This is a genomic window from Streptomyces sp. NPDC058646 (genome assembly GCF_042716875.1).
GTDB lineage: Bacteria > Actinomycetota > Actinomycetes > Streptomycetales > Streptomycetaceae > Streptomyces.
On the sequence record NZ_JBHXRK010000001.1, the window covers coordinates 561,094 to 586,227 of the forward strand.

Annotated in this window: 21 protein-coding genes and 2 pseudogenes; 4 read left to right on the forward strand and 19 right to left on the reverse strand. The window is 70.0% G+C overall.

Going from position 1 to position 25,134, the window contains the following annotated elements; translation table 11 throughout:
* Positions 1-45: 45 nt before the first annotated feature.
* The 15 genes from ACFWUZ_RS02515 to ACFWUZ_RS02585 form a co-directional block, all read right to left on the reverse strand.
* Positions 46-930 (reverse strand): glycosyltransferase family 2 protein, encoded by an 885-nt coding sequence (locus ACFWUZ_RS02515; RefSeq protein WP_384365719.1) that lies wholly within the window; start codon positions 928-930, stop codon positions 46-48.
* 58 nt (positions 931-988) lie between these two features.
* Entirely contained in the window at positions 989-1,795 is an 807-nt protein-coding gene (locus ACFWUZ_RS02520; RefSeq protein WP_373916425.1) for a hypothetical protein, read from the reverse strand.
* Between the two features lie 122 nt (positions 1,796-1,917).
* Complete coding sequence (hemC, locus tag ACFWUZ_RS02525; protein WP_384365722.1) at positions 1,918-2,871, reverse strand: hydroxymethylbilane synthase; 954 nt, start codon at positions 2,869-2,871, stop codon at positions 1,918-1,920.
* Between the two features lie 16 nt (positions 2,872-2,887).
* Positions 2,888-3,139, reverse strand: coding sequence for a hypothetical protein (locus ACFWUZ_RS02530; protein ID WP_384365725.1), 252 nt, complete (start codon positions 3,137-3,139; stop codon positions 2,888-2,890).
* Positions 3,136-5,505, reverse strand: coding sequence for a methyltransferase, FxLD system (gene fxlM, locus ACFWUZ_RS02535; protein ID WP_384366307.1), 2,370 nt, complete (start codon positions 5,503-5,505; stop codon positions 3,136-3,138). The genes ACFWUZ_RS02530 and fxlM overlap by 4 nt, the downstream gene beginning before the upstream one ends.
* A 29-nt stretch (positions 5,506-5,534) precedes the next feature.
* Positions 5,535-5,990: a phosphotransferase gene (locus ACFWUZ_RS02540; RefSeq protein WP_384366310.1), complete on the reverse strand. Its 456-nt coding sequence runs from the start codon at positions 5,988-5,990 to the stop codon at positions 5,535-5,537.
* Entirely contained in the window at positions 5,915-6,943 is a 1,029-nt protein-coding gene (locus ACFWUZ_RS02545; RefSeq protein ID WP_384365728.1) for an NUDIX domain-containing protein, read from the reverse strand. Before ACFWUZ_RS02545 ends, ACFWUZ_RS02540 begins: the two co-directional genes overlap by 76 nt.
* Positions 6,940-7,791: a class I SAM-dependent methyltransferase gene (locus ACFWUZ_RS02550; protein ID WP_384365731.1), complete on the reverse strand. Its 852-nt coding sequence runs from the start codon at positions 7,789-7,791 to the stop codon at positions 6,940-6,942. Before ACFWUZ_RS02550 ends, ACFWUZ_RS02545 begins: the two co-directional genes overlap by 4 nt.
* Complete coding sequence (locus ACFWUZ_RS02555) at positions 7,788-9,047, reverse strand: protein-L-isoaspartate O-methyltransferase (protein WP_384365734.1); 1,260 nt, start codon at positions 9,045-9,047, stop codon at positions 7,788-7,790. Before ACFWUZ_RS02555 ends, ACFWUZ_RS02550 begins: the two co-directional genes overlap by 4 nt.
* Positions 9,044-10,426, reverse strand: coding sequence for an MFS transporter (locus tag ACFWUZ_RS02560; RefSeq protein WP_384365737.1), 1,383 nt, complete (start codon positions 10,424-10,426; stop codon positions 9,044-9,046). Before ACFWUZ_RS02560 ends, ACFWUZ_RS02555 begins: the two co-directional genes overlap by 4 nt.
* Positions 10,414-10,974: an NUDIX domain-containing protein gene (locus ACFWUZ_RS02565; RefSeq protein ID WP_384365740.1), complete on the reverse strand. Its 561-nt coding sequence runs from the start codon at positions 10,972-10,974 to the stop codon at positions 10,414-10,416. Before ACFWUZ_RS02565 ends, ACFWUZ_RS02560 begins: the two co-directional genes overlap by 13 nt.
* A 415-nt stretch (positions 10,975-11,389) precedes the next feature.
* The gene (locus tag ACFWUZ_RS02570; RefSeq protein WP_384365744.1) at positions 11,390-12,049 is read right to left on the reverse strand and encodes a PolC-type DNA polymerase III; all 660 of its coding nucleotides are present in this window, start codon (positions 12,047-12,049) and stop codon (positions 11,390-11,392) included.
* A 153-nt stretch (positions 12,050-12,202) separates the two neighbouring features.
* The gene (locus ACFWUZ_RS02575) at positions 12,203-14,218 is read right to left on the reverse strand and encodes an ATP-binding cassette domain-containing protein (RefSeq protein WP_384365747.1); all 2,016 of its coding nucleotides are present in this window, start codon (positions 14,216-14,218) and stop codon (positions 12,203-12,205) included.
* A 604-nt stretch (positions 14,219-14,822) separates the two neighbouring features.
* Entirely contained in the window at positions 14,823-15,539 is a 717-nt protein-coding gene (locus tag ACFWUZ_RS02580) for a 2'-5' RNA ligase family protein (protein ID WP_384365751.1), read from the reverse strand.
* Between the two features lie 37 nt (positions 15,540-15,576).
* The gene (locus ACFWUZ_RS02585) at positions 15,577-16,527 is read right to left on the reverse strand and encodes an LD-carboxypeptidase (RefSeq protein ID WP_384365754.1); all 951 of its coding nucleotides are present in this window, start codon (positions 16,525-16,527) and stop codon (positions 15,577-15,579) included.
* Positions 16,528-16,763: 236 nt separating this feature from the next.
* Here ACFWUZ_RS02585 and ACFWUZ_RS02590 point away from each other — a divergent pair, with 236 nt between their 5' ends.
* Positions 16,764-17,144 carry an HIT family protein gene (locus ACFWUZ_RS02590; RefSeq protein WP_384365757.1) on the forward strand — a complete coding sequence of 127 codons (381 nt, stop codon included), beginning with the start codon at positions 16,764-16,766 and terminating at the stop codon, positions 17,142-17,144.
* 183 nt (positions 17,145-17,327) lie between these two features.
* Here ACFWUZ_RS02590 and ACFWUZ_RS02595 read toward each other — a convergent pair whose 3' ends face one another.
* The 3 genes from ACFWUZ_RS02595 to ACFWUZ_RS02605 all read right to left on the reverse strand — a co-directional run bounded on the left by ACFWUZ_RS02595 (position 17,328) and on the right by ACFWUZ_RS02605 (position 20,290).
* Positions 17,328-18,455, reverse strand: a complete 1,128-nt coding sequence (locus ACFWUZ_RS02595; protein WP_384365760.1) for a hypothetical protein — start codon at positions 18,453-18,455, stop codon at positions 17,328-17,330.
* An 81-nt stretch (positions 18,456-18,536) separates the two neighbouring features.
* Positions 18,537-19,379 (reverse strand): TauD/TfdA dioxygenase family protein, encoded by an 843-nt coding sequence (locus ACFWUZ_RS02600; protein ID WP_384365763.1) that lies wholly within the window; start codon positions 19,377-19,379, stop codon positions 18,537-18,539.
* Positions 19,380-19,408: 29 nt separating this feature from the next.
* The gene (locus tag ACFWUZ_RS02605) at positions 19,409-20,290 is read right to left on the reverse strand and encodes an amino acid--tRNA ligase-related protein (RefSeq protein ID WP_384365766.1); all 882 of its coding nucleotides are present in this window, start codon (positions 20,288-20,290) and stop codon (positions 19,409-19,411) included.
* Between the two features lie 1,172 nt (positions 20,291-21,462).
* Between ACFWUZ_RS02605 and aspS the strand changes: the two genes are divergently transcribed.
* Entirely contained in the window at positions 21,463-22,779 is a 1,317-nt protein-coding gene (gene aspS, locus ACFWUZ_RS02610; RefSeq protein WP_384365769.1) for an aspartate--tRNA(Asn) ligase, read from the forward strand.
* Positions 22,780-22,899: 120 nt separating this feature from the next.
* Here aspS and ACFWUZ_RS02615 read toward each other — a convergent pair.
* Positions 22,900-23,366: pseudogene (locus ACFWUZ_RS02615) on the reverse strand (NUDIX hydrolase).
* A gap of 357 nt (positions 23,367-23,723) precedes the next feature.
* On the opposite strand from ACFWUZ_RS02615, the gene ACFWUZ_RS02620 reads away from it, so the two are divergent.
* Together ACFWUZ_RS02620 and ACFWUZ_RS02625 are read left to right on the forward strand one after the other, a co-directional pair.
* On the forward strand, positions 23,724-24,710 hold the full coding sequence (locus tag ACFWUZ_RS02620) for a phosphotransferase family protein (RefSeq protein ID WP_384365772.1): 987 nt from the start codon (positions 23,724-23,726) through the stop codon (positions 24,708-24,710).
* 1 nt (position 24,711) lies between these two features.
* Positions 24,712-25,080, forward strand: a pseudogene (locus ACFWUZ_RS02625) (nucleotidyltransferase domain-containing protein); the annotation flags it as partial.
* Positions 25,081-25,134 lie beyond the last annotated feature (54 nt).

Here is a 25,134-nt window from a genome sequence, read left to right on the forward strand (position 1 = left end):
TGCGATGCTGGCTGGCTGGCTGGCTGGCTGGCGGGCGGGCGGGCGTCAGATGATCGGCGGGCGTCCCGCAGCGGTGAGGCGGAGTACGTTGCGCCAGCTCATGGGTTGGCGATCCTGCTCGTGGCGGCCGGCCCACCCTTCGCGGAACCCGCGCAGGGACTCTCGGGCCCCACCGGCTCGAACGGCCCGGATCGCGGTGGCCGTCATCCACAGCACGAGGTACGGGGGGATCAAGGGGGCGGGCAGGTTGCGGTACGCCACCCAGACGCGGTTGCGGGCGGCGAGCCGGTTGAAGAGGACGTGGCGGGTGGGGCTGGTGAGGGGATGGTGCATGCGGATGCCGGCCGCGTACCAGCCGGTGGCGCCCCGGGCCCAGATGCGTTGTGCGAGGTCGAGGCCTTCATGGAACAGAAAGAAGGGGTCCGCCCAGCCGCCGGCCGCGTCGAAGGCCGTGCGGCGGATCAGGACGACCCCTTCCGTCATGGTGGTGATCGTGCCCGGGCGACCAGGGTCACTGGTGCGCAGGCGCGGGACCCAGCGCCGTGGCGTGGTGGTGTCGTCCGGGCCGGTGAGGCGCGGTTGGACGTAGCCCGCCTCGGGGTGGTGCTCCGCCTCGGTTACGAGGCGGGCGAGGACATCGTCGGTGGGGAACGTCGCGTCGTTGTCGAGGAAGAACAGGTACTCGCCTGCCCGACCGGCCTCCGCGAGGGCGCGGGCGCCCGCGTTGCGGCCGCTGGGGATGCCCAGGTTCTCCTCCAGGGTGACCGTCAGGGCCCCGGCGGGGACGATCTCCGGGGTGCAGCCGTTGCCGACCACGCAGATCCGCAGGTCGACTCCTGTCTGCGCGAGGAGGGTTGCCTGGGCGGCTGTCTCCTCTTCGGGTCGGTCGTTCATGGTGAGCAGTACGACGTCGATGCGGGGCCGTAGCACGCATTCCTCCTCAGGATGGGCTATCGGCACTGCCAACTGCCCAAATCCATAGTGGTGTTCAGGCTGGGCTGTATGGGACGGGCGCGCCGGTCAGCTGCTCAGCGCGGCGGGCCAGATGGGGGGCGAGTTCGGGGTGTCCTCCGCGAGCGGCGACTTGGAGCAGCTGTGCGAGAGCGACCAGTTCCCCAGTCCTACCGGCCGGGGTGTCGAGGATGTGGGCGAAAGTGCGGCGGATCCGGGCAGCGGTGACGGGGACGGTCAGGCTGTACGCGTGAAGGAGGCCGGTGTCGTAGCCGGCGGGGACGGCGCCCCAGGATTCCCAGTCCAAGACGGCCAGATGGTCTGCGCACAGGTTCGCCCAGTGGAGGTCTGCGTGACCGGTCACCCACGCGGTGATCTGGATCGGGGGGATGCCGAGGTAGGTGGCGAAGTTCCGGTCGATCCACCCTTGCCGGACGGAGACCCGGTCGGTTGAGACCGTTGCCAGGGTCGTCAGGGCGGCTCGGAGCTCAGCCCACCACCCGTCCGGCAGGTCGGCCTCGCGCTCCAGGACGGGCCCGCCGCGTTGGAGGACCGGCCAGGGCACGAGCTCGGACAGCTCGGCCCGGTAGCGGTGGCCGCCCGCGGTCCAGTCGATGACGTCTAGGAGCCTCGGCCTGGGGATGGTCCGCGGCAGGCTCGCGTCGGCGGCCGCCGCGCCGTCCCACAGCCTGCCGGTGGGTTTGTTCAGAGGCTGGGAGACCACACGCAGCCACCGGTCGCCGACTCGGCGGCTGATGGTACGGCCCTGCCACCCCCAGGACTCGGGCCCGGATGCCGCGGGCATGAGGAATGCCTGCGCCGCCGACCGGTGGGCTTGCCTCATCCGATGCTGCTCCTGGGGAGCTCGGGGCGGTGCGAAAGGTTGCTCCATCACCTTCTCCATGGTTGGGGAGAGCAGGCGGGCCGGGATCCTGGGGGTCGCGGTCCCGCCTGTTCTTGTTCGGTCTATTCGGGGGTGACGGCGAGGAGGCGGGCCGCGCCCGCGTTCAGGAGACCCTGGGCCGCCTTGCGGCCGACGTCGGCCGCGCGGTCGGCGGGGCCCGAGGAGTCGGTGCGCAGGGCAGGGCCGCCGGCGGGGTCGAGGACGGTCGCGTGAACGGTCACGCGTCCGTCCTCGAGAGTGGCGTGGGCGGAGGCCGCGGTGAGGCATCCCCCTTCAAGCCCTGCCAGGACGGCTCGCTCCGCGTCGAGGAGGATCCGTGTGGCGGGGTGGGTGAGGGGGGCGAGGAGCTCGGCGGTGGCGGCATCGCCGGCGCGGTGCTCGACGACGACGATCCCGGCGCCCGCGGCAGGCAACCACAGCGTCGGGTCGAGGATCTCGTCGGCCCGGTCGGCGAAGCCGAGGCGGCGCAGGCCGGCGAGCGCGGCGATCATCACGTCCACCCCGAGCTCTCCGCTGTCCAGGCGGGCGAGCCGCCGATCGGCGTTGCCACGGATCGGGACTGCCGTGAGCTTGGGGTAGAGGGCGTGGAGGAGTGCTGCGCGGCGGGGCGCGCTGGTGCCGACCCGGGTGCCGGGCGGGAGTTCAGCGAGGGTTGCTCGCGGATGCCCGGCCGGCAGTACGAGGACGTCACGGGCGTCCTCACGGGGCAGGACGGCGGCCACGGTGATGCCCGGTGTCCGGTCGTGGGGGCTGGGCAGGTCCTTGGCGCATGCGATGGTGGCGTCGACCTGGCCGGCGAGGAGGTGTTCGTCGGCGCGGCGGGTGAAGGCGCCCTTGCCGCCGATCTGGGACAAGGGTCCGTGGTGCGCGTCGCCCTCGCTGGTGATCTTGCAGATGTCGAGGGTGATGTCCGGGTACTGGGCGCGGAAGGCGTGGGCGAAGCGGGTGGTCTGTTCCATGGCCATGGGGCTGGGCCGGGTGCCGAGCCGGACGGGTCGGGCTGTGAGGGTGGTCAAGGTAGCGGGTCTCCGGTCAGGTGCTGGTGTGGAAGAGGTGGGCGAGAGCGGCTTGGAGGGTCTGTCCGGGGGTGAGGGTGCTGGTGTCGATGACGTGCGCGACGGTGTGCAGCCATGCGGTGGCGGCGTGTTCGTAGTCGGGGGTGCGGCGCCGGCGGTGGGAGCGGTCCTCGGGGTCGGCGAGGACGGATTGGGACAGTGCCGTGTGGAGACCTGCGGCCAGGGTCGACTTCCCGGCGCCAAACGCGCCGTTGATCCAGACGATCACCGGGGCTCCGGGAGCACAGCGGGCGTGGCCGGCGGGTGGGCGGGGGCCGGGAGGAGGGCGTCGCGTCCCGGCCATTGGAACACCAGCCTGCAGTGCGTGCGGTCCAGGACATCGCCGGCAGGCAGCCTGTGGTCGGGGGTGCCCGCCGGATGGACGCTCAGGGCCGGATCGTCCGCGCCGCGCACGTTGGTGTCCCAGGCCTGTACCGCCGCGGCCAGCTGCCGTGCGATCCGTGGGCCCTGCTCGCCGAAGGCGTGGACAACGAACTCCCACTCCTCATCCTGCGGGTTGTCCCCGCCCCGGTGGACGTAGATGAGGTAGGCGAGCGAGGTGCCGTCGAGGAGCGCCGGTACGTCGGCGCCTTTCCCGATCTGGGTGACGCCGGTGTCCTTGTCCACGGTGGCCGCCAGACGGCAGAACGCTGGCAAAGTCGTGGCCGCGAACAGCTGAAGGGATCCGAAGTACTCGCCGGAGCGCACGGTCACTGCGGTGGCGACCTCGTGGCGTGGGCCCCGCAACGCCTCGTCCAGGCCCCCGGCGTCCACCGGGCGGGCGTCTTCGCACCGCAGCAGCAGTTCCCCGCCCAGGAGAGCAGTGGGCCGGTCCGCCCGCGCGTCGGAGCCTTGCGCCCGAACGAACCCGCAATGAGTGGATTTCCTCGCGTGGAGGACATCGCCTTCGCGCTGGAAGGCGATCGCACGTGTGTACCCGTGGATTTCCAGAGGCAGTACGAGGTACCGGTCCTGCGCCAGCTGGCTGTGCCATGCGGGCGGGATGTCCCACACGTTGTAGGTGATCATGATGCCGTCGAAGCCGCCCCGGGGTACCAGGTGGGCGGGCGCGCCGAGGGCGGCGTCGCCCTGGAAGGCGGTCACCCGTCCGCTGCCGGCCTCCGCGGTGAACCGCTGGGTGCGGTGCACGACGTACGGGTCGATGTCGCCGGTGACGACCCTGCCGTGGGGGCCTGTGACGTGGGCGAGGAGCTCGGCGTTGTAGCCGCCGGAGCCCGCCTCGTACACATGCGAGCCCGGCGGCAGGTGGAGGCTTTCGATCATGTCGGCCTGCAGCCAGGCAGCGGACACCGAGCTGATGGCCTGGCCGGTGTCGTCGCGGCGGGTGATGACCGCCAGATCGTCGTCGTAGGCGGTTCGCAGGTTCGTCTCCGGGGTGAACCGGTGCCGGGGAACCGTACGGAGGGCTTCCTGGACGGACGCGGTCGGTGCCCAGCCGGCGGCGATGACCGCGTCGGCCATCTTGTTGCGCAGCCGGACGGCCTCCGCGGGCTCCCCGGGTACGGGCGGGTGGGTGCCGGCGATCGGGTAGGCGTGCACGGCGGGCAGGCCGGGGATGATGCCGGGCCAGATCGCATCGAGTGCGGCCGCGGCCGGCGCGAACACGTCCCCGAGACAGGCCAGAGCGTGGGGGGAGAGCCACTCCCAGCGTTCGAAGAGCCGCTCTTCTGGGTTGGTGAGCGTTCCCGATACGGCGGTCACACGGACCACCGCGGTCAGGCGCGGCACGCCCTGGCTGTCGTCGACCAGCATCGTCACCACGTGCGCATCGGACACCTCAGCCCGCAGGCCCGTCTCCTCCTCGAGTTCCCGCACCGCGGCCGACGCGAAATCCTCGAACCCGGTTGGTTTACCGCCGGGCAATTCCCACATGCCGCGGGTCGAGCGGCCCAACAGGACCCGCCCGGAGGTGTCGGTGACCACGGCGACAGCCCCGGTCAGCGCGTGGCCGGTCGGCGGCCGCTTCTCCACCGGACGGGTGTCCTCGTGGCAGCCGCCCCGCAGGACAAGAACGGCAAGGCCTTCGGCATCCAGTCGCACGGCCTGTTCCCAGCCTGCGGAAATCTCGCTGATCTCGGCCTCGTCGAGGGCGATGTCCCGCCGGCCTTCCGGGGTCTGGTCGGTGGTCGGGGTGATGATGACCAGCGCGCCGCCGGGCCGCAGCCGCTCCCCGAGCCCGTGAAGGGTGCCCGTGCGGTTCTTCAGGAACGGGGCCACCAGGCGGAGCGTGATCAGGTCGTAGCCTTCTGGGTCCAGGTCGGCGGGATCGTCGTCCTCGATGTCCAGCCGCATCCACCGCGCCCCCTTTAGGTCGGGGTGTTCCTGGCGGGCGCGGTCGATGGCGCTGGTCGCGAAGTCGACGGCGTCCACGGTGTAGCCGAGCGACACCGTGTAGGTGGCGAGTTCACCGGTTCCGCAGCCCACATCGAGAGCCTTCCCGCCGCCGGCCGGCGCGGGGACGTGCTCGGCGAGCAGGGCACGCTCGACATCACCGAGGGGACGGAATCCCTGACCTCCGGCGAAGTGCCGGTCCCATTCGCCTTGGTGGACGTACGCCACGGTGCTGCTCCTCATCGGGTCGGGTGCGGTGGATGGTGTGCTGTTCACGGGCGGACCGCGGCACGGAGCCGGGCCAGGGCGCGGCGGCCGCGCTCGATGAGCTCCGCATCGCGGTTGGCGGCGCCATAAGCGATTCCTGACACGGAGTCCAGGACCGTCAGGACCTCCATGTACTGCTCCTCGGCCGGGGTGAGCGGGCGCCCGTATCCCTCGATCAGGGCCTCGAACAGATCGGGCCGGCCATGCCAGGCATCGGCCAGGCGCACGATGTCCCGGACACCGGGGCCTTCCTCGCTCCGCTCGAAGTCGATCACGTGCAAGGTCTTGGCGACCGGGTCCCACAGGAGATTCCTCAGCTGGAAGTCCCCGTGGGTTGGCACCGTGGCCAGTGCCGGCAGGCCGGCGGCCCGCCCGGCCACCGCCTTCACGAACTCCTCGTCCCCTGGAGCGAGGAGCAGGCGCGCGCCGTCCAGGTGCCGCTCGAGTTTCCCCAGGGGCAGTACCGGGCCGGTGGCCGGGCGGGCCGGTGGCCGGGCGGGCCGGGGCGCTGGCGTGGATGGCGGCCGCGAGCCGGCCGATCCGGTGGAAGATCAGCTGCTCTTCCTGCGGCGGGTGGACGGCGCCGTGCAGGGAGTCGCCGGGGACCGCGGTGATGACGACGGCACGCAGCGCCGGCTCGGCTGCCACCAGGCGGGGTGCGGCCGCGCCCAGGCGGGGGACCCAGCCGCGCAGGGCGTCCACCTCCCGTTGGTGGAACCGGTCGTTTTGATGGATCTTGACGAACCAGACGCCGCCTCCCACGCCGTCGGCCTGCCACACGCGGCTGGCCTCCCGTGTCCAGGAGAGGTCCGTCCAGGTCCTGATCCGCCCGACGGCCTGCTCGGCGAACTCCCGCACCGCACTCTCGGGTCCGACGGGGCCGGCTGGTCCGAGCGCGGAGGGAAGGGCACGGCGGCGGTCGAGAGCCGGGGTGTAGGCGATCGGGTCTCCGGGTTCCTGGAAGTGGAGGGCCATCACTTCTCCGGCCCGGTAGGTGTCCAGCCCTGCCTTGCAGTAGGCGACTATGGGCTCCGGGAGGGCGTCGAGGGGAAACCAGCCCATGGCGTCGCACACGGCCGGCTCGCGGACTGCGGGGATGCCCTGCCACGCGATGACCTCGAAAAACGCTCCGATTCGGCTTCGGCCGCCCTGGACCGCGGTGGTGCACGGTGAGCGCGTAGCGGACCTGCGCCGGGTCGATGGTGATCCCGGCCTCTTCCTGGGCCTCGCGAATCAGCGCGGTACGCATGTCCTCGTGCGGGCCGTCGATATGACCTGAGACGAGGTGCCACATGCCCGATGCGTAGACGTCGCCGGCGCGGCGGGAGAGCAGGACCTCGGGGCCCGTATCCGTGTCACGGCGCAGGATGAGGTGAACGTCGACGGGTTCGCGGTGTCGCTGCGGGCCACTCATGACGCGGCCTTGGGCCGGCGGGTCGTCAGGACGGTGAAGACAGCGTCCTCGCGCAGGAGCCCGCCCTTGGCGTACGCGGCGAGCAGGTCACGGGCCTCGGCTTCGAATGCCGGATGCCGGTCTGCGAAATGGTCGGGGCGGGCGAAGCTGGTACTGCGCAGGTAGCCGATGACGCTCTCAGGGCGCCAGGCCCGGGTGACCGGAAACCGGTACTCTCGCACGTCACTGAACGGCGAGGCGGCGAGGTCGTCCTCGTACGAGCGTGCCGGCTGCGTGTAGGTACCGGTGATTCCCGCACGCCGGGACTCGCCCAGGTAGGTCTGGATCAGTTCCTTCAGGGCGGTCGTCCAGTCGGCGGTGTGGGTCCACAGGCTTCCGTCGCCCATCACCGCCACGACGGCGTGCGGGGCAGCCGCCCGGTCGGCCATCTCAAGGACGGCCGGGCGGTCCATCCAGTGGAAGGCGCGACAGATGGTGATCAAATCGGCACGGGCTTCGGGTTGTTGGGGAGTGAAGGTGTGGGCGGCGCCGGCGAAGGCGGTGGCCGTGCGTCCTTCGAGGAGGGGCTGAAGGTCGGACATCGCCTGGTCGAGCATGGCCGGGCTGACGTCGACCAGGTCGATGCGGGCGAGTCGCGGGAGAGTGGGCAGCAGCGCGTGCGGCACCTGCCCGGTGCCGGTCCCGAGGTCGAGCAGGGCGGGGGCGGGCACGCCGTGCAGGGTCGCGGCGAGCAAGCGCACGGCAGCGTCCGGGATGCCGGGCCGGTAGCGGGAGTAGTCGACGGCCGTCGTACCGAAGAGCGCCTCCCCTGGGGCGGCGGCGGCCGGTTCGCCGGAACTGCTGGTCATGCGTCGTCTCCAGGGGTGGGTGAAGAGGTGGGGAGAGTCCAGGTGAGGGTCGCGCAGCGGCTGGACACCCGCTGGGTACCGTCGGCGGCGAACTCGAGGCGGTATGCGGTGGGGGATCCGGCCGTGCGCCACCGGGCGGCGACGTCGTTGAGCTCTTCCCAGATGTCGCGGGGCCCGGCCACAGTGATCTCCCATCGGCGGTGTCCGGCCGGGCGCGCCCGCATCCAGGATCCGCAAGCGGGTGCGCCGATGGTCAGGTCGTCGGCGGCGAAGTCACGGACGAGGCCGGGCCGCAGGGCGCCGAGCGCCGTCCAGAAGCCCCGGTCGGTGACCGGCGGCGGTTCGAGGCGGCTGGCCTGCGTCTGCTGGCCGTCCTCGGTGGCGATCCGTTTGCGGAATGTGGCCGACAGGAACACCTGGTCGAAGCCGGCGCCGGCGCGGTGCCCGAACTCCACCGCGCGCAGCTCGGCCCGCACCTGTCCGGTCGCGGTCTTGGTGATGACGGCGAGGCCGGGCCAGGACGGCGACGTGGCGCCCACCGTCATCAGCGCGCGGCCACCCGGCGCGAGCTGCGCCACCAGCGCGGGCGGGACATGGGGTAGGCCGAAGGAGACGAAGATCCTGTCGTACGGCGCCCCGCCGGGCCAGCCCTCTCGCCCGTCGCCGGTGACCACGGCGGGCCGGTACCCCAGGGCGGCGAGGCGGGCTCGTGCGGCATCACCCACGTGCGCGTCCATATCGAGGGTGACGACGCCCGCGTCGCCGCAGATGAAGCACCCCACGGCGGCGGTGACTCCGGCGCCCGTGCCGACGTCCAGGAAGTGCTGGCCCGGCTTCAGGTCCAGCAGGGTGAGCAGGGGCGCGGTCATGCCCATGGTGCTCGACATCGCGGTCATCGAACCCCCGGACCGGGGGCCGGGGACCCGCCCGAGGAGCGGTTCGCCGGCGTGCTGGACCGGCACGCTGCCCCCGCTGTGGAGCAGCTCCCGCAGCTCGTCCCTGTCCTCGGGTCGCGCCCAGTCCAGTAGTTCCCAGCGCGGTGGCGTCTCGTCGGGGGCCGAGCGGCGCACGTACGCCTGCGGCATCAACACCTCGCGTGGCAGCGCGAGCAGTGCGTCACGGACCGGTCCGGCCGCGAGGTCACCGGTCTTCTCCAGGCTGGCCACCATCTCCGCCCGGCCTGCCGCGGAGCTCAGGTCTGCCACCGCACGGGCGGTGGGTTCCGGTTCGGTGTTCCGGCTGGTCGGCCGGGTCATGGGGCTCCTCCGTCCATCGAACGTTCCCGGCTGGCGTCTGTGGCTGCCGCCGGCCCGGGAGCGGGTACAACCTTGCCGGGGACGTCGGGTGGGGCCGAGGCTTCGGGCATCTGTCGCAGGCCGCGCAGCGGCGAACGGGCAAGGACCACGAGCGGCACGACGAGCAGCAGGGCACCGGCGACCAGGGCGGGCCGGACTCCGGCCGCAGTGCCGAGGCCGCCGGCGAGCAGTGCGCCCAGTGGCCGGGCCCCGGAGGTCAGGCAGGTACTCACGGACTGCATCCGGGCCTGCATGCTCCGGTTGGTGATCATCTGCCTGATCGAACGTTGGGTCGTTCCTGCCGCACCGGCGCACGCGAGCTGGACGAACAGGGTGGCGCCGATCGTGATCTCCCAGCCGGTGCCGGGGGACGCGAGCAGCAGCGGGATCTGCGTCAGCGGAGTGAGGGCGAGCGCGCCGAGCATCATCGGCCCGGGCCCGACGTGACGCGCGACGGCCGGGGCGGACAGGGCCCCGGTGGCCGCGCCGAGGGCTCCGAAGCCCAGGACCATACCGAAGACGGCCGGGGGCATCGCCAAGGATCGCAGCAGGTACAGGCCCCACAAGGTGTTCAGGATGGCCAGCGCCAGGGACGTCGTCGCGTTGACCCACGTGAGCACCGAAAGACGGGGATCGCCGTGAACGTACCTCCAGCCCTCTGCGATCTCCGCACCCAGCCGGCGCCGTGCGGCCGGCGCCGGCATGCTCTCGCGGGCCTGGATCCTGGCCGTGCACCAGGCGCTGAACAGGTAGGAGCCGACGTCGCCGAGGAGGGCCCGGGCCGGGCCGAGCAGTGTGGTCAGGGCGGCGCCGAGGCTGCTGCCGCCGGTCGCCGCCACCGCGAACAGCGCGCCGACGCGGCTGTTGCTCCGCTGGATCAGCGACCGGTCGACCAACCCCGGCAGCAAGCTGATCGCCGCCGCGTCATGCAGTACCCCCGCGGCGCCCTGCACGGCGGCGACGGCCATGAGCTGCGCCAGACTCAGCGTCCCCAGGGCCGCGGCCACCGGGACCGTCGCCAGCGCGAGAGCACTGGCCAGATCACCGGTGATCATCTGCTTGCGCTTGGCGTACCGGTCAGCGAGCGCCCCGGCGTGCAGGGCGAGGAGCGCGGGCGGGAGCTGGCCGAGGAACGCGAGCATGGCGACCTGGCCGGTCGTGGCGTCGAGTTCGAGGACGGCCAGTACCGGCAGAGCCATGGAGCTGATCGAGCTGCCGGCCACGCTGGCGCTTTGCCCGGTCAGGTACCGGCGGAAGTCGCGGTGCCGCCACAACGAAGGCCTGACGTCACCCCCTGGCGCCGCGGCCGGGGAGCCGGGGGAGGGCTTCATGCCGGCCATCCCAGTTCGGAGTACGGCACGCCGCGGCCGATCGCCTCGATCGCGGTCAGCGTGTACGCGACGACGGGTTCGGGCAGCTGGGCCGGGTCCGCCCACACCCACTCCAGACACTTGTCCGGCTCCCGTAGCTGCGGCTCTCCCGCCCATGTCCGGGCCCGGAAGACGAGGCCGATCCGGGGCTGGTCGTCCCCGCCCTCGTCGACCATGTGCACGGTGTGCACCAGCTCGACGTCCCCCGGGTCGATCGTGAGGCCGGCCTCCTCCTCCGCCTCGCGGACCAAGCAGGCAACCGCTCCTTCGCTCTCACAGTGCCCTGCCAAGAAGTGGTAGTGCCGGCCTGCGAACGCGACGTCGGGGTGGCGCAGGCCCAGGAGGATCCGGCCGTCCTCCCGCTCGAGGTAGAGGTGAACACCGAGGACATTCAGCCGGGCGCGGCTGCCCCCAGCCGCCGACGGCTTGTCGTCATCGCGGAGACGGAGCAGGTGCTGGCCGGCGCCGTTGGCCAGGAGCGCGGCAGCTCCGCGCGGTTCCTCGGGGATTTCAGTCATGCCGGACTCCTGGGATCGATGGCGGGCGAAGCGCGGTGCGGTCCAGCACTGGGGCCGGTGCGGGGGCGGTGTCGGGAAAGGCCGGGTTGCGTGCGTGGCGTGAACTGCCGGGCCCGCCAGGGGATTAGCGCGGCTGTGTGAGGCGTCAACTGCTCTTTTGCTGAGGGGCTGTTGTCGCGGGACTGATGATGTCGGGTTCAACGACGACACCCGCCTGATCGAACGTGCGTGTTCCAGCCGAAGAGGGTTCCGTATCCGGCCGGGGCCGTGGCCTGGTGCAGGGTGCATCGACCCTTTCCGTGCGCGGGTCCCGCCACCCTGGGGTGATGGCCGAAACGCCGCTGTTGATACGGGAAGGCGGACCTGGATCCGCGTCCCGGCCCGGGGGGCCTCCTCGTGTGGCGGCCGGGGGTGGTCAGAACAGTCCGCTCTGGGCGATTTCCGTGGCTTTGGCTCGGCACCCCGCGGTCTCCTTCAGGGCGCTGAGGGTCTTGAAGGCGCCCGTGGCGTCGGCGTCGGCGATCAGCCGGCCGAAGACCTCAGCGGTGACCTTGACGTCGGCCATCGCCCGGTGCCGATCCGCGGGCCTGGGGATCTTGTAGTGGGCCAGGAGCGTGTCGAGCCTGTAGTTCCCGACGTCGGGCAGGAGGTACTTGGCGAGCGGGATCGTGTCGATCAGATCGGTGGCGGCCAGCACGGGGCAGGCCTCGCGATGGCGGAAGATCATGCCGCTCTCGACGCTGGCGTGGTGCGCGACCAGGAGATACGGGCCTGCCGTCAAGCGGGCATCCAGCGCTGCGAGTGCCTCGCCGGCTGCGGGCGCGCCCGCGAGCATCTCGGCGCTGATGCCGGTCTGCCGGGTCCCGAGCGGTGTGATCGGGGCGAATGCGGGCGGCCTCATGAGCGACTCGAACGCCCCGGTCCGCTCCCACCCTCCCGCGGCCCGGAAGGACAAGGCGAGGGCCGCGACCTCGATCGGCTGGGGCGGATACCCGCGAGGCGTGGTCCCCTCAAAGTCGATGATCACGAACGTGATCTCCCGGAACTGCGGGCAGTCGGCTGTCAAAGCTCCCACGAGAAGGCCTCCTTGAAGTACCTGGTGATCACGGCGGCGACGGGTTCGGACGCGGCAGCCACCGCGCGATCCGCCAGGGCGCCGACCAGGGCCGGGGCGAACCGCTGCGGACACCGGGCCGAGTGCGCGCCCAGGACCGGTCCGTCAGCGTGGTCACCCCCGGCCGACGGTCTTGGTGCCGGTGGTGGCATCACGCTGGCCGGGCAGGCTGTCGGTGAACGCGGAGGCCTGTACGAGGTAAGCGGTTCGGAAGTCCCCCGTACCGGTGGCCTCATCCATCAGCTCCGAGAAACTGCCCGACTCGGCGACCTGGCCGTCCTTCATGACGTGAATGACATCCGCGTGGCGCACCGAATGGAGACGGTGAGTGATGAGCACGATCGTCTGGCCCGTCTCCGCCGCCAGCGCACGGATCTGATCAAATACCCGCTGCTCAGCGACCGCGTCGAGGGCACTGGTCGGCTCGTCGACCACCAGGATTTTCGCGTGCCTGTACACAGATCGGGAGATCCCCAGCATCTGCCATTCCCCGCCGGAGGCGTCTTTGCCTCCCTTGTAGCCGCGTCCGAGGAGCGTGCCGAGGCCGCGGTGCAGGGCATCGATGAAGCGGCTGGCGCCGGAGAAGGCCGCCGCCTCGTGCACCGCCTGGTCCTCGATGGGGACGGTGGGCCTGCCGATGCCAATATTGACCCTCACCGTAAACGGCCACCTGAAGAAGCTCTGCGACATCAGAGCGATACGGGCGAAGATCTGGTTGCGGTCGGCTTTGGCGGCATCGACGCCGTCCCACCAGATCGTGCCGCCGCCCTCGTCGGGCAGGTGCAGGCCGGCAAGGAGTTTGATCAACGTGGATTTGCCGGATCCGTTGGCCCCGACGAGGGCGATGACCTTGCCCATGGGGAAGGACAGGGACACCTCCCGCAGGGTCGGCTCCAGCACTTCGCCGCTGCTGCCCGGGTAAGTGAAGGTGACCTTCTCGAAGCGGACTTCCCGCACGGTCTCGGGAAGGTCCTCGCCGGTCGCCGGGATCGCCCGCGCCTTCGCCTCCGCACAGAGACGATCGAAATCCGCTACGAAGAGTGACTCTTGGTGCAAATCTGCCATCTGCAGGACGAGCCCGTCGAGGCTGGAGGCGCCGGTGCGGATGGCGAGGACCGCGGTGCCGGCGACAGCGAGGTCCATCCTCCCGCTCCACAGCAGCAGTCCGAGTGCGCTGTACGTGAGCAGGGTCGCGGCGCCGCATCCTGCGTCGGCGATCAGTCCGATCCGGGCCGCGTTGCGTGCGAGGCGGGTCTGCTCGCGCTCGCTGGTCTCGGCCATCTCCCTACAGTGCTCCAGAAGGAAGGGACCGACGCCGTGGACCCGGACCTCGGCGGCGGCTTCGCGCTGGGTCAGCAGCTGCCCCAGCAGGTGTCCAGCCCGCGCGTGCTGCACGAAGGTGTGGAAGGAGATGTAGCGCTGCTTGGAGATCGTCAGCGAACTCCAAGCGCTCGGCAACGTCATCAGGACCAGCAGAGGCAGGAGCGCGATGTGCAGCACGGTCAGCACGCCCGCCGCCGCGATCAGTGAGATCCCCGAGTTGAGGGTGTTGGTGCAGTAGCGGATCATCCGGCGGGCGGAGTCGGCGCCGTAGCGGGCGGCATCCAGGAGGCGGTGGAATTCGTCGTCCTCGATCGCCGAGAGCTCGACCTGGTGGACCAGCCCCAAGTAGCGCTCCGTTGCGACCCGCTGCACCTTCGGCTCCAGCTCACCGGTCGCCGCCGTCGACGCGGACCGAAGGAGCGAGCCCAGCAGCGCTGTCAGCGCGACCACCACGAGTGCCGGCACGGCCCGGGCCAGACGGTCGTTCGTCGTACCGCCGGCCAGAATGTGGCCCAGGACGCTGTTGACCGCGACCAGCCCGACAGCCTGGGTGATGCCGCGTCCGACCTCGGCTCCGAGCACCACGCGAAGGGCGCGGGCGTCCGCGAGGTGGGCGAGCTTCAGGCCGGTGGCGGCCATGCTGGGCAGGGCCTTGGCCATGGTCCACAGGCCCAGCTTCAGCCAGGCACCCTCGTGCTGGTCCCAGCCGACGTCGTAGGCGAGCTCCCCGCCGAACAGCAGCCGCTCGGAGTCCGAGACGCTCTGCGCCGCCGCGTCCTGCGGTGCCGGGTCCTTGTGTGTGGTCATTCGCTTCGCCCCGTATCCGGTCGTGGTGAGCGGTGGTTCTGAACGGCCGCGTCGTCGGCGTGGTGCTGGAGCAGAGCGCGCGGGGTACCGCAGTGGTTCTTGGGATGCCTGGGCACGGTTCGGGGTGCAACGGGGATCTGGGTGGGATGCATGGGGTCCTCCGGGAGGGCGTGTTGGAGGCCGCCTCCTCGGGTTGTGGAGGTGGCGGTTGCTGAGCGAATGAGGTGGAGGCAGTGAGTACAGCGCAGGCCGGTGGGAGGAGCAGCGCGATCTGGCCGACCTTGCGACGCGGAGGCCCCTCCCATGGCCGCTGATCGTTTCCGGCTGCCGCCGGCTTCCCAGGCCGGCGCAGACGAGAGGTTGGCCTGAACCCGATGGTGCGGGGCCGGTCCTTGGGAAATCCCTTGTGGATGGTGTGCCGGGTCGTTTCGGACCGCGGGCCGTCTGGTCCAAGGCTTCTTGGCTGTGGGCATGGGCGATGGTGGGGACTGGGTCTGCGTCCGTAGACCGTGAGGCGGGCGCTCGCAGGTTGGATCGGGCCGCTGTCGGACAGGTCGAGCTCGCGCCTTGCGGGCGCGAAGTCGGCGCGTGACCGGCTCCCCGACTACGGCCGCACGGCACCGTCCAGCGCGAGCTCGTGCAGGGTGTCCCACCTGTATGCGCGTGCGTCCCGGCGGAGCTCGACCAGCTGCACCGCGTTCACCGTCAGCTCGACGGGTGAACGGCTACGCAGTGCGGCAACAGCCTGGATGGGAGTGGCGGCCTCGCGGTCACGGTTGTTGTAGAGAATGCCAAGGTGGGGACGGAAAAGAGGCGTTCCTCGGCCTCCCGGCACGCCTGCCCTTGCTCCGGCCTGCGTCAGGGCCGCATGCAGCGCCACCAGCTCCGTCCACGGCGTGAGCGTGAACCGGATCGCGCCCCGTGACCCGGCCATCGGATGGGCTAGCAGCCGGAAAGGGCGTCCGAGAGTGCCGCGCACGACCCCGGCCAGAGCGCCCAGCTGGGGGCCGGTGACCTGGTCACGGTTCCCGATCTTGGCCATGGTGATGTGGAGACCGTCCGCAGGCACCGGGTCCATTGCGAGCTCGGCCAGGGCGTTCTGGCAGGAGAGTGCCTCATCGACCAGCCCGCTGGCGCCGGCGAAGGTCACCATCCAGTAGTAGGCGCGGTGACCGGCCGTCCATCCGGGCCGGTCCCAGTGGTCGCTCATACGGCCGATGCGGGTGAACGCCGACCAGTCGGCCTCCAGCACCGCACGCGCATCATCCAGCGACGCCGGAGGCGCGGGCGGGAACGCCTTGGGGTCCTTCTCCAGCATCATCACGGCCTCCTGCGGGAGTTCCTTCGGACGCTGGTGGTCATCGCGACTCCTGTCGGGTAGCGGTCCATGGGGACGTGAGCGTGAGCGGGCGCTCGGCGTCCGCGTCCAGGCGGGCTGTTGCCCCGATGGGCAGGGTGACCTTGAGCGGGGTGTGCCCGTACGGAAGCCCGTGGGCCAGAGGCCACCCGTAGTCCCGGCACACCTCGTCGACCATCTGCGCGACCGTGATCCCCGCCGTGGGCTCGCAGCCCACGCTCTCCCCGACGATCAGTCCGGCGATCCGGTCCAGGACACCGCAGTCCTGGAAGTGGGTCAGGGCCTGGTCGAGGAGATCGGTGGGCTTGAAGGCGTCCTCGATCACCAGGAGCGCACCATCCCAGAGCGGCTCCCACGGGGTGCCGAGCAGGCACCGCAGCGAGGACAAGCAGCCGGCCACCAGGTGACCTTCGGCCACGCCGGCCCGCGTCCAGGTCAGGGGTGCGTCGATCCGGGCCGCGTCGGGCCGTCCGGACAGCACCGCGGTGAAGTGCTCGAAGGTCTCGGCAGGCCCGTCCTGCGCCCAGTCCCACATCACCGACGGCCCGTGGACGGTCACGAGCCCGGTGCGGGCGGTGATCGCGTTCAGGAGGAGGCTGGGGTCGCTGACCCCGACGATCGCCTTCGGGTGCGCGGCGATGAGCGGGTAGTCCAGGCCGGACAGGAGCCGGTTGGCGTTCTTGCCGCCGCCCGCGCACACCACCGCCGCGATCGTGTCGTCGGCGATCATGGCGTGGAAATCGTCCAGGAGGTCGGTGGTGCTGCCGGCCCGATACCCGGACCGGCCCAAGGCGTGGGCGCCGAGGACCGGCTCGAACCCTCGGGCCATGAGCGCGGCGACCCCGCGCTCGAAGGCGGCCGGGTCGGCAGCAGGTTCGGGGGCGGAGAGGGTGACGATGCCGATCCGGTCGCCCTTTCCCAGCCGAGCGGGAAGCCGGGGTGTGGTGTTCAAGCGGTGGTCTCCTTCAGTGGGTTGCGCGGCTCGTCCGAAGGCCGAGGCCAGGGGCGGAAAGCGGTGGGTGAGGGCCTCGTCGCCCAGGCCTTGTACGACGGAGAGAGCCTGGCCCTCCGCGGGGCGAGATGGGTACTGGTGTGCGATCGGTACTGCCCTGACGGAGGTGCGGTGTTGGCCGTCGTAGGGCAGTACCGTGGCGTCCAATCACACCCTGACGACGAAGGCGGCTCACTGTGACGACAGGTGCGGCGGTCAGCGACTTCTACTGCAACCAGGTCCTCAGCGGCCGGGTCGAAGTCGAACGGGTCGTGGAGACGGAGCGTGTCCTGGCCTACCACCACACCCGTCCGTCCTACCCGGTGCATATCGTGGTGATCCCCAAGGAGCACGTCCCGTCCCTCACGAACCTCGGAAGCGCCAGATCTGATCTGCTCGCCGAGGTCTTGGCCGTGGTCCAAGAGGTCGCGGCCATGGTGGAGAAGGAGCACGGCGCGTGCTCGGTCAACACCAATCTGGGCCTCTACCAGGAGTCGAAGCACATGCACTGGCACCTCTTCCATCGGGGTGAGAGCGAGAGTGAAATCCTCGCGGCCTACGGCCATCACGACCGCTGACCCCAACGCCCGACCGTGACAGCGGGTGATATCGCGGACCACCGCGACCGTACGGAGGCGGGCGCGGGGGTGTGCACCGGGCCGGTCTGAGCGGACGGCTCGCCCGGTGCACGGGGTCGTTTCGGGGATGGGCCGCGCTATGGGCCGTGACCGTAGCCGCGGCCCTGCCTATGGCGGTCGGTGTCACGGTTCGAGAACCTGGAATTTGGTGGGCGCGAAGCGGCGGCCGTTGACCTGGAGGGTGAGGGTGTGGGTGCCGGGCCGGATCGTGTTGGTCGCGGTGGTCCGCACGCGGTGGGCCTTTGACAGGTTCAGGGCCTGTCCGGCTTCCGCGCTGGTGTCCTTGAGGAAGTACACCTTCTTCCTCTGGCTTCCGGTCAGGGTGGTGGAGGAAATGACGTAGCTCACGCGGAGCTTCGCCGGCGCAGTGGCGGACAGTTCCGCGGTGAAGGCCAAGGTCTCGCCTTCGCGTAGCTCATGCCGCTCCAGGTGGAGGGAGGGCAGGGTGATGGGCGGCTCGGCCGGGTATCCGAGGAACTCGTAGGCGGCGGTGTCTCCGGTCTTCAGCAGGGTCCTGAGGGCTTCGCGGGCGATGAACTCGAACTCCTTGCCGGTGGCGCGCCCGCCGTCCTTCCAGCGCTGCAGTGTCGCAAGGACGATGTCAGGGCGCTCGGCGCTGATGTCGTGGAGGTGGTTGGCGACGGAGCGGGTCACGTACCGGCTGGGATCGGTGTGCAGCTGGTCGAGGACGGGCATGGCTGCGTCGATCGCGAGGGGGATGCGGATGGACCACGGGAGGGTGGGACGGGTGGACTCGCTGGCCAACCTCCGGACCCGGTGATCAGGGTGCTGCGCCCAGCCGTTGACGGTCGCCATCGTCTCCTGGGGGAAGTCGGCGATGAAGTACCGGGCAGCGTCCTCCGCGGTGAAGTAGCGGGTCATTCGCGCGAGGGCGTCCAGCGAGCTGGTGAGGTTGTCGTGAGTGCGGCAGTACCGGGCGACGTAGTCGGAGTGCGGGGAGTAGAGGTGCAGGCCGAAGTCCGTGGTGATGCCCGCCTCTTCCGGAGTGGCGGGCAGTGACCGGAGCAGGACGTCGAGCGCCTGTGCTCCGGATACGGGTAGGTGCTTGTGCAGGCCCGCGCTGGTACGCGCGATCCGTGCTTTGAGCGCCAGTGGCGGGAGATCCGCGATCACCTCACGCGCGAACTGGTCGGCGTCGAAAGCGGGGCACACCGCCTGGATTTCGTGGCCGATTCGGGTGACGCGTTCCGCGTTGATCGCGGCTTCCTTCAGGGGGACCTTCTCAGTCATGCGCAGACCCTAGTGACCAGGGGCGGACCGGGATGCGGGTTCCGGCCGTGGGCCGTGCCGCGGTGGCCGGGCCGGCCGTTCTCACCGGACAGCGGCGCGGTAGAGGAGCCGCTGGTTCCGGGAGCTGTCGCAGGGCGAGGCGGTGTGCAGGACGGCCCGGTTGTCCCAGACCAGGAGGTCACCGGCCTTCCACCGGTGGGAGTAGACGTACCGGGGACTGGTCACGTGTGCGAGGAGTTCGGCCAGCAGGTTGCTGGACTCCTGCGAGGTGAGACCGACGACGTGGCGGACGGCCATGGAGCCCAGCAGCAGCGAGCGGGCCCGGGTCGCGGGATGGGTGAGGACGAGGGGCTGCTCGACTTCGGGCTGGAGGGCCAGGGTGCCGGCGGCTACGGAGGACTGGCCGCTGGCCTGGTTCTGGAGGGTGGCGAGGTGCTGGATGGAGTGGACGGCGCGCAGATTCTCGATGCGCTGCCGCAGGTCTGCGGGCAGGGCTGCGTAGGCCGCGGTGGCGTCGGCGATCCGGGTCTGCCCGCCCTGGTTCGGTGCGATGACCGAGTACAGCAGGGTCACGCCGGTCAGGTTGGGCTTGAAGCAGTTGTCGGCGTGCCACTCCTCTTCATGGTCGCCGTCGTAGACCCCGACGCGGTGCCCGTCCTCGAGGATGTTGCTGATCGTGGTCAAGCCCGGGAAGCCACCGACGGCGTAGCGGCGGTCGACGTCGGTGTCCACCTCGCCGAAGCAGGCGGCGGTGGCCAGGAGGTCGGCGTGGTTCAGGTGCTGGCCTGGGACGACGAGCACCCGGTGGCGGTGAAGGGCCTCCTTCAGGTCCGCGGCCAGGCCGAGCGTCTGCGGGTCGGTGAGGTCCGTGTCGAGGACGGCTCCGAAGCCGTCCGCGTGGAGTGGACGAAGAGCAGAGAGCATCGCGGGTCCTCCGGGCAGGCGGGGGCTGTTCAGAACTGGCGGGACTGCTGGAAGCGGCTGATGTCCTTGATGCCGGCGATGGCCATGCACAGGCGCTCGATGCCGATTCCGAGGCCGACGCTCGCGGCGGGGACCCGCCCGGCGTCGATCGCCTCCCGGGCCAGGGCCTGCTCGTCGTCGTACAGGTCCACCGCGCGGGCGCGTTCGGTGAAGGCCTGGCCATCGGGTTCGTCCTCGTAGCCGTGGATGACCTCGATGCCGTCGACCAGGAGCTCGAAGCGGTTCAGGATGCCGGTCGTGCCCGGGGTGAGGCGCGCGCACGGCTCGTCTCCGCCGAGCGGGTAGTCGGTGAGGAAGAGCGCGGCCCCCGCGCTCTGCGTCTCCAGCTCGCGTTCGACGAACTGCCCCAGGACCGTCTTGAACGGCGTCTGGGCCGGCAGGTGCAGGTGGCTGGCCATTCGCGCCGGCAGATCACCGAGAGCCTCGCTGCGCAGGTCGGTGCCGAAGAGGTCTTGGATGTGGTCGGCGACCGAGACCCGCTGGGGGGTGTAGCGGAGGTGCGGGGTGACCAGCTGCTCCGCCAAGTTGAAGAGGAACTCGAAGTCCTGGTTGGCGGCGTAGAGGTCGAGCATCGTGAACTCGTTGGCGTGGAGCTCGTCGGGCTTTTCGGGCCGGTAGCACGGGCCGATCTCGAAGACCCGCTGGTGATGTTCGAGGTTCACGCGCAGTGCGGGCCCGATCATCGCCCTCAGGAACCGGCCCTCGTCGAGTCCGACCGTAAGGCGGCGCCCGGCGCCGAGGTCGGCCTTGCGGACCGTCGAGGTGACGACTTCGACGAAGCCCTGCGCGTGAAGGGTGCTGCGCAGGCTGAACAGGACGTCTGACTTGAGAGCGATCATCTCGCCGGACACGGAGCACTCCTTGGTCCCAGGGCTGTAGGGCCGGCGTCTGCGGGTTGGTGCGCTCCGCGGCACGTCGTCGGCACCGGCACGCTAGTGCGCTGCCGCGTCGCGCAGAACCCCGCGAAATCGGCGCCGGGCGGCCTGGCTCCGCCTCGACCGGCACGCGGATGGACCGGCGGTGTTGCATGGCCTGGTCGCAGGGGCTGAGCGTGCAACACCCGTGCAACACACGGATGCACTCGAAAATGCGGGGAGTGCGGTGCGCGGCGAGGGCATCGAGCGAGGCGTTCAACGACACCCACCACGAATCCGGCAAACTGGGGTCGTCGAGCACCCTGGCGCCCTTCCCAACGGGCGCGGCTGTGATCAGCTCCAGCTCGTCAGCGCGCCACATCACCGGCTGGTCCCGCTCACGCCAGGCAAACCCCCGATACCACTGCGGCATGATCACGTCGCGCAGGACCGCCGCGGCCTCGATGCCGTTCCAACCCTGCTCGCCGATCCTGTCGAACCCGCGACGCTCGATCCGCACCCAGGTACCGTGATCGGTCTGTCCCCCGATTGAGCGGCGCTTACGCACCACCGTGTTCCGCTCCAGCCGCACCCCCAAGGCCTGGTCCACACGTTCGAGCACATCGTCAATCGGCTGAACTCTCAGATCCACATCAGCCGCAGTGGGCAGAGACGATGCCATGAGACCTCCTTGAGGGCGAACGCGACGGTAGCAAGAGATTCCGTACCGTCACCTCGCACTGCCACCCGCACCGGAGTCCAAGCAAGAGGTTGGCGCCGGCCAGCTCGGCCGCGATGTGCTGCGCGTCGTACCTGGCCTCGGCGGGGGCGACCTTCGGCCACGTCGTGCGCCATTGCCGTGATTGCGTTGCGGGAGACTTGCGGGGTCCCTATTCTCGTGGGCAACGCGTCGACGGAGACGAGTAGCCACGGATCACGCGAGCAGAGAGAGCCGCCAGCAGCTGTGAAGGCGGACTCGCACCTGTGGTGAAGACCCTCCCGAGCGCGGGGAGGAACGGCCCACGGGCCCAATGCCCCGCCGGATTGCCCCCGTCATCGGGCTGAATGAGGCCGCCGCTGTCTGGCGGTGGCAAAGGCGTGGTGGCACCGCGAGTACCCTTCTCGCCCACGCTTCCAAGGGATCATGACGACGCCCCTGGAGGGCTGCGATGATCCACACCACTAGCCGCGTACTGGCTTCTGACCTACGCGCACACCTCGACCAGACCGTCACCGTCTCCGGCTGGGTGAACGCACTCCGGCTGCAACGCAGGATGCAGTTCGTCATCTTGCGGGACCACTCCGGCATGGTCCAGGTGACCCACAAGCGCGACGGCGGCCCGCTCGAAGCCGTGCTCGAATCGCTTACCCCCGAATCCGCGGTCCGGATCACCGGCCGCGTCGTGGACGCGGCCCAGGTAAAGCTGGGTGGCTTGGAGCTCGTCCCCGAAACGGTCGAGGTGCTGAACCTGGCGGAGACGCCCTTGCCGATCGACGAGCACACCGGTCCCGAGCACCGGCTCGACTGGCGGTTCCTCGACGTACGCAAGCGGGCGACGGCGCAGATGGTGTTCGCCGCGCAGACGACCCTGGAGCAGGGGCTGCGCGAGTACGCCATGCAGAACGGCTGCACTGAGATGCACACGCCGAAGCTGATGGGCACCGCGTCGGAGTCCGGCGCGGAGGTGTTCAAGCTCGGGTACTTCGACCGCTCGGCCTACCTCGCGCAGTCGCCGCAGTTTTACAAGCAGATGGCCGTGGCCGCGGGCATCGACCGGGTCTTCGAGGTCGGGCCTGTCTTCCGCGCCGAGCCCTCGTACACCTCGCGGCACGCGACCGAGTTCACGGGTGTGGACGTGGAGCTGTCGTGGATCGACGACGTCGAGGACGTGATGGCGTTCGAGGAGCGGATGCTCGCCCACGCCATCGCGAAGGTCGGTGAGGTCCACGGTGAGGCGATCCGGGAGGTCTTCGGTATCGAGGTCGTGGTGCCGGAGGCCCCGTTCCCCAGGATCACGATGGCCGAGGCGCAGGAGATCCTGCGGGCCGGCGGCTGGGACCCGGAGGGGCTCAAGGAGGACCTGGACCCGGAGGGTGAGCGGGCCATCGCCGCCCACATGAAGGAGCTCACGGGTCACGAGTTTGTGTTCATCACGCACTACCCGGCCAGCATCCGGCCCTTCTACCACATGCGTCCGGCGGACCGGCCGGACCTGACGCTCAGCTTCGACCTGCTCTGGAAGGGCCTGGAGATCACCACCGGGGCCCAGCGTGAGCACCGCTCCGACGTGCTGCTCAAGCAGGCGGAGGAGAAGAGCATGAACACCGAGCCGATGCAGGACTACATGAACATCTTCCGGTTCGGGTGCCCGCCGCACGGCGGCCTCGGCGCCGGCCTGGGTCGGATCCTGATGGTCATGCTCGGCCTGGACTCGATCCGCGAGGCAGCCTTCCTGTTCCGCGGGCCGAACCGCCTCACTCCCTGAGGTCGATTCCGTATCTGCTCTGCGCCACCGTCGAGACGGCGGGCGGTGGCGCAGCATTCATCCGTCGGGCGGCGGCAGAGATTTTTGCCGCTGTGGAGCGTGTGGAGGCGGCGCTTGCGGTTAGCCGAGGGAGGGGTACGTGCCGGCGAGGTAGTCGCCGATCTGCTGACGCATGCTGGGGTGGATGTCGTGCTGGTCCAACTCGGCGGGCTGGATGAAGCGGACGCCATCGGCCTCGTCGTTGATGGTGGGCTCTCCGCCCACGGGGCGGCCGATGTAGGTGTTCCGTACTGCTGGCGGATCTCGCCGTCGGTGTAGGCCACGATGTGGTGGGGGTTGGTGTAGACCCCGAGGAAGCCGGTGACCTCGGCGGCGATGCCGGTCTCCTCAAGGCATTCGCGTACCGCGCACTGGACAGCCGTATCGCCGATGTCCTGGGCACCGCCGGGCAGAGCCCATTGGCCGGTGTCGCGGCGGCGCTGGAGGAGGATAGCGCCGCTGTCGTCGACGACGAGCAGATTGCTCGCGGGGACGAGGGTGTTCGCCTTCGGTGCAGCGGGGTCGTTGTAGTACTCAGTCCTGCCCATGTGCGGCGGTACCCTCCTGGTCGGGAGTCCGGGCCGCGCGGCGGCCCAGACGGCTTCGAAGCCTCGAGCGTAGTTCTCGAACCACCCTGTGCTGTCATCCCTTTTGAGGTGGAGGAAAGGGTTGGCGCTGGCCGGCTGGCCCCAGACGTGCGCGGGTTGATCAGCATGTTGTCGGCGTAGCGGAACATGGAGGTGTAGTGCGTGGCGTTGTGCAGCCGCACCTCGGATCCCGGGTTGGGGAGCAGCGGGCGGTACTAGGTGAGGGAGGCGCGGGCGAGGGCGTCGCCGATGCCTTGGAAGCATTGCCCAGTCAAATCTCGTTGGCGGAGCACCGCGAGATTGCTGCACTCTGACGGGATGCTGGCCACAATGACTCCACGCCCGCGCTACGCTTCCACCGCCGTTCGGCCTGGATGGCAGGACCTTCCCGAGCCTGTCCGCCTTCTGATCAGTCGGCGGTTCAGCGGCCGAGTATCGGCTGGACCGAGCTCAGGCAGCGGGTTCACCCGCGGCTTTGCCGCAGTGATCTGCTCGGATGACGATGCTCAGTTCGTAAAGGCCGTCAACAGTGCCGATTCCATGCACATCGCGGACTGCTACCGGCGCGAGGCGCTGATCAACACGGTGCTGCCCGCCGATGTGCCCGCTCCCCGTCTGCGATGGCATGAGGAGCAGGACGGATGGGTTGTCCTGGGCTTCGACGCCGTGGGTGGAGGCCGTATGCCCAGCGTACCCTGGAAATCGGAGGAGCTGTCGGCCGCATTGGATGCATGGGCCACGGCAGCAGAGGCGCTCGCTCATCCGTCTGCCCAGCTTCTGGAAACCGGACTTAAACCAGTGGGCGATGGAGGAGACTTCGACGATTGGCGCGCCCTCTTCGGAGGCGCGACTGAGCATCGTCTACTGCCGACCTGGACGCCATTCCATCTCTTGGATCAACTTGCTGACCTCGAGGCTGGATGGCGCGAGGCCGCCGCGGGCACCGCGGTTCTGCACCATGACCTCCGGCAGGACAACGTCCTCCTCGACACCAATGGAGCAGCCTGGATCTGCGATTGGAACTGGCCCTGTCTGGGTGCAAGTTGGTTCGATCTTGTGCTGCTTCTGGCCACTGCATTCGCTGATGGGTACGACGCATCGGCGCTCTTCGCCCGCCATGCCACGGCCCAGGGTGTTGAAGGAGAGCAGCTGGATGCCGCCTTGGCTGCGCTCTCCGGCTTCTTCCTTGTTTCGGGAGCCCAGCCACCTCATGCGTTCGGATCTCCGTTCCTCCGACAGCACCAAACCTGGAGCGGCGAGGTCGTTCTGCGGTGGCTTGCCGAGCGAAAGAAATGGGCGATTTGACATGGATCCAGTTGCGGCAGCGCGTGCCGTTGTAGAGGAACGTCATCCTGCCGCCCGGGCGGCTTTTCTGGGGGGCGGCATCCTGTCGGAACGACGCACGGCCTTCTCCGACCTCGACATCGTCGTGCTTCTACACGGAACCCCGGCCCCGTACCGTGAGAGCTTCCGGTTTCGCGACTGGCCCGTGGAGATGTTCGTCCACACGGAGGACACCTGGCACGCATTCGTAGAGCGTGAGATACGGCGACGGCGGAGCCCGCTGCTGGGGATGTGTGCGGACGGCCTGTTGCTCTTCGATGCAGATGGGCTCGGTGTACGTCTCGGCGCTGAAGCCCGGAAGCTGGCCATCGCGGGTCCGCCCGCTGTTACTGACTTCGGCGTGTCAGGGTGAACTGTGGGGAGGTCAGTAGCGCCCAGGGTCGGC

Coding starts and splice junctions, on each gene's coding strand:
- ACFWUZ_RS02520 (WP_373916425.1), bottom strand. CDS start 1,795: ATGAGGCAAGCCCACCGGTCGGCGGCGCAGGCATTCCTCATGCCCGCG.
- fxlM (WP_384366307.1), bottom strand. CDS start 5,505: ATGAGGAGCAGCACCGTGGCGTACGTCCACCAAGGCGAATGGGACCGG.
- ACFWUZ_RS02545 (WP_384365728.1), bottom strand. CDS start 6,943: ATGAGTGGCCCGCAGCGACACCGCGAACCCGTCGACGTTCACCTCATC.
- ACFWUZ_RS02550 (WP_384365731.1), bottom strand. CDS start 7,791: ATGACCAGCAGTTCCGGCGAACCGGCCGCCGCCGCCCCAGGGGAGGCG.
- ACFWUZ_RS02555 (WP_384365734.1), bottom strand. CDS start 9,047: ATGACCCGGCCGACCAGCCGGAACACCGAACCGGAACCCACCGCCCGT.
- ACFWUZ_RS02560 (WP_384365737.1), bottom strand. CDS start 10,426: ATGGCCGGCATGAAGCCCTCCCCCGGCTCCCCGGCCGCGGCGCCAGGG.
- ACFWUZ_RS02565 (WP_384365740.1), bottom strand. CDS start 10,974: ATGACTGAAATCCCCGAGGAACCGCGCGGAGCTGCCGCGCTCCTGGCC.
- ACFWUZ_RS02575 (WP_384365747.1), bottom strand. CDS start 14,218: ATGACCACACACAAGGACCCGGCACCGCAGGACGCGGCGGCGCAGAGC.
- ACFWUZ_RS02580 (WP_384365751.1), bottom strand. CDS start 15,539: ATGATGCTGGAGAAGGACCCCAAGGCGTTCCCGCCCGCGCCTCCGGCG.
- ACFWUZ_RS02595 (WP_384365760.1), bottom strand. CDS start 18,455: ATGACTGAGAAGGTCCCCCTGAAGGAAGCCGCGATCAACGCGGAACGC.
- ACFWUZ_RS02600 (WP_384365763.1), bottom strand. CDS start 19,379: ATGCTCTCTGCTCTTCGTCCACTCCACGCGGACGGCTTCGGAGCCGTC.
- aspS (WP_384365769.1), top strand. CDS start 21,463: ATGATCCACACCACTAGCCGCGTACTGGCTTCTGACCTACGCGCACAC.
- ACFWUZ_RS02620 (WP_384365772.1), top strand. CDS start 23,724: ATGCTGGCCACAATGACTCCACGCCCGCGCTACGCTTCCACCGCCGTT.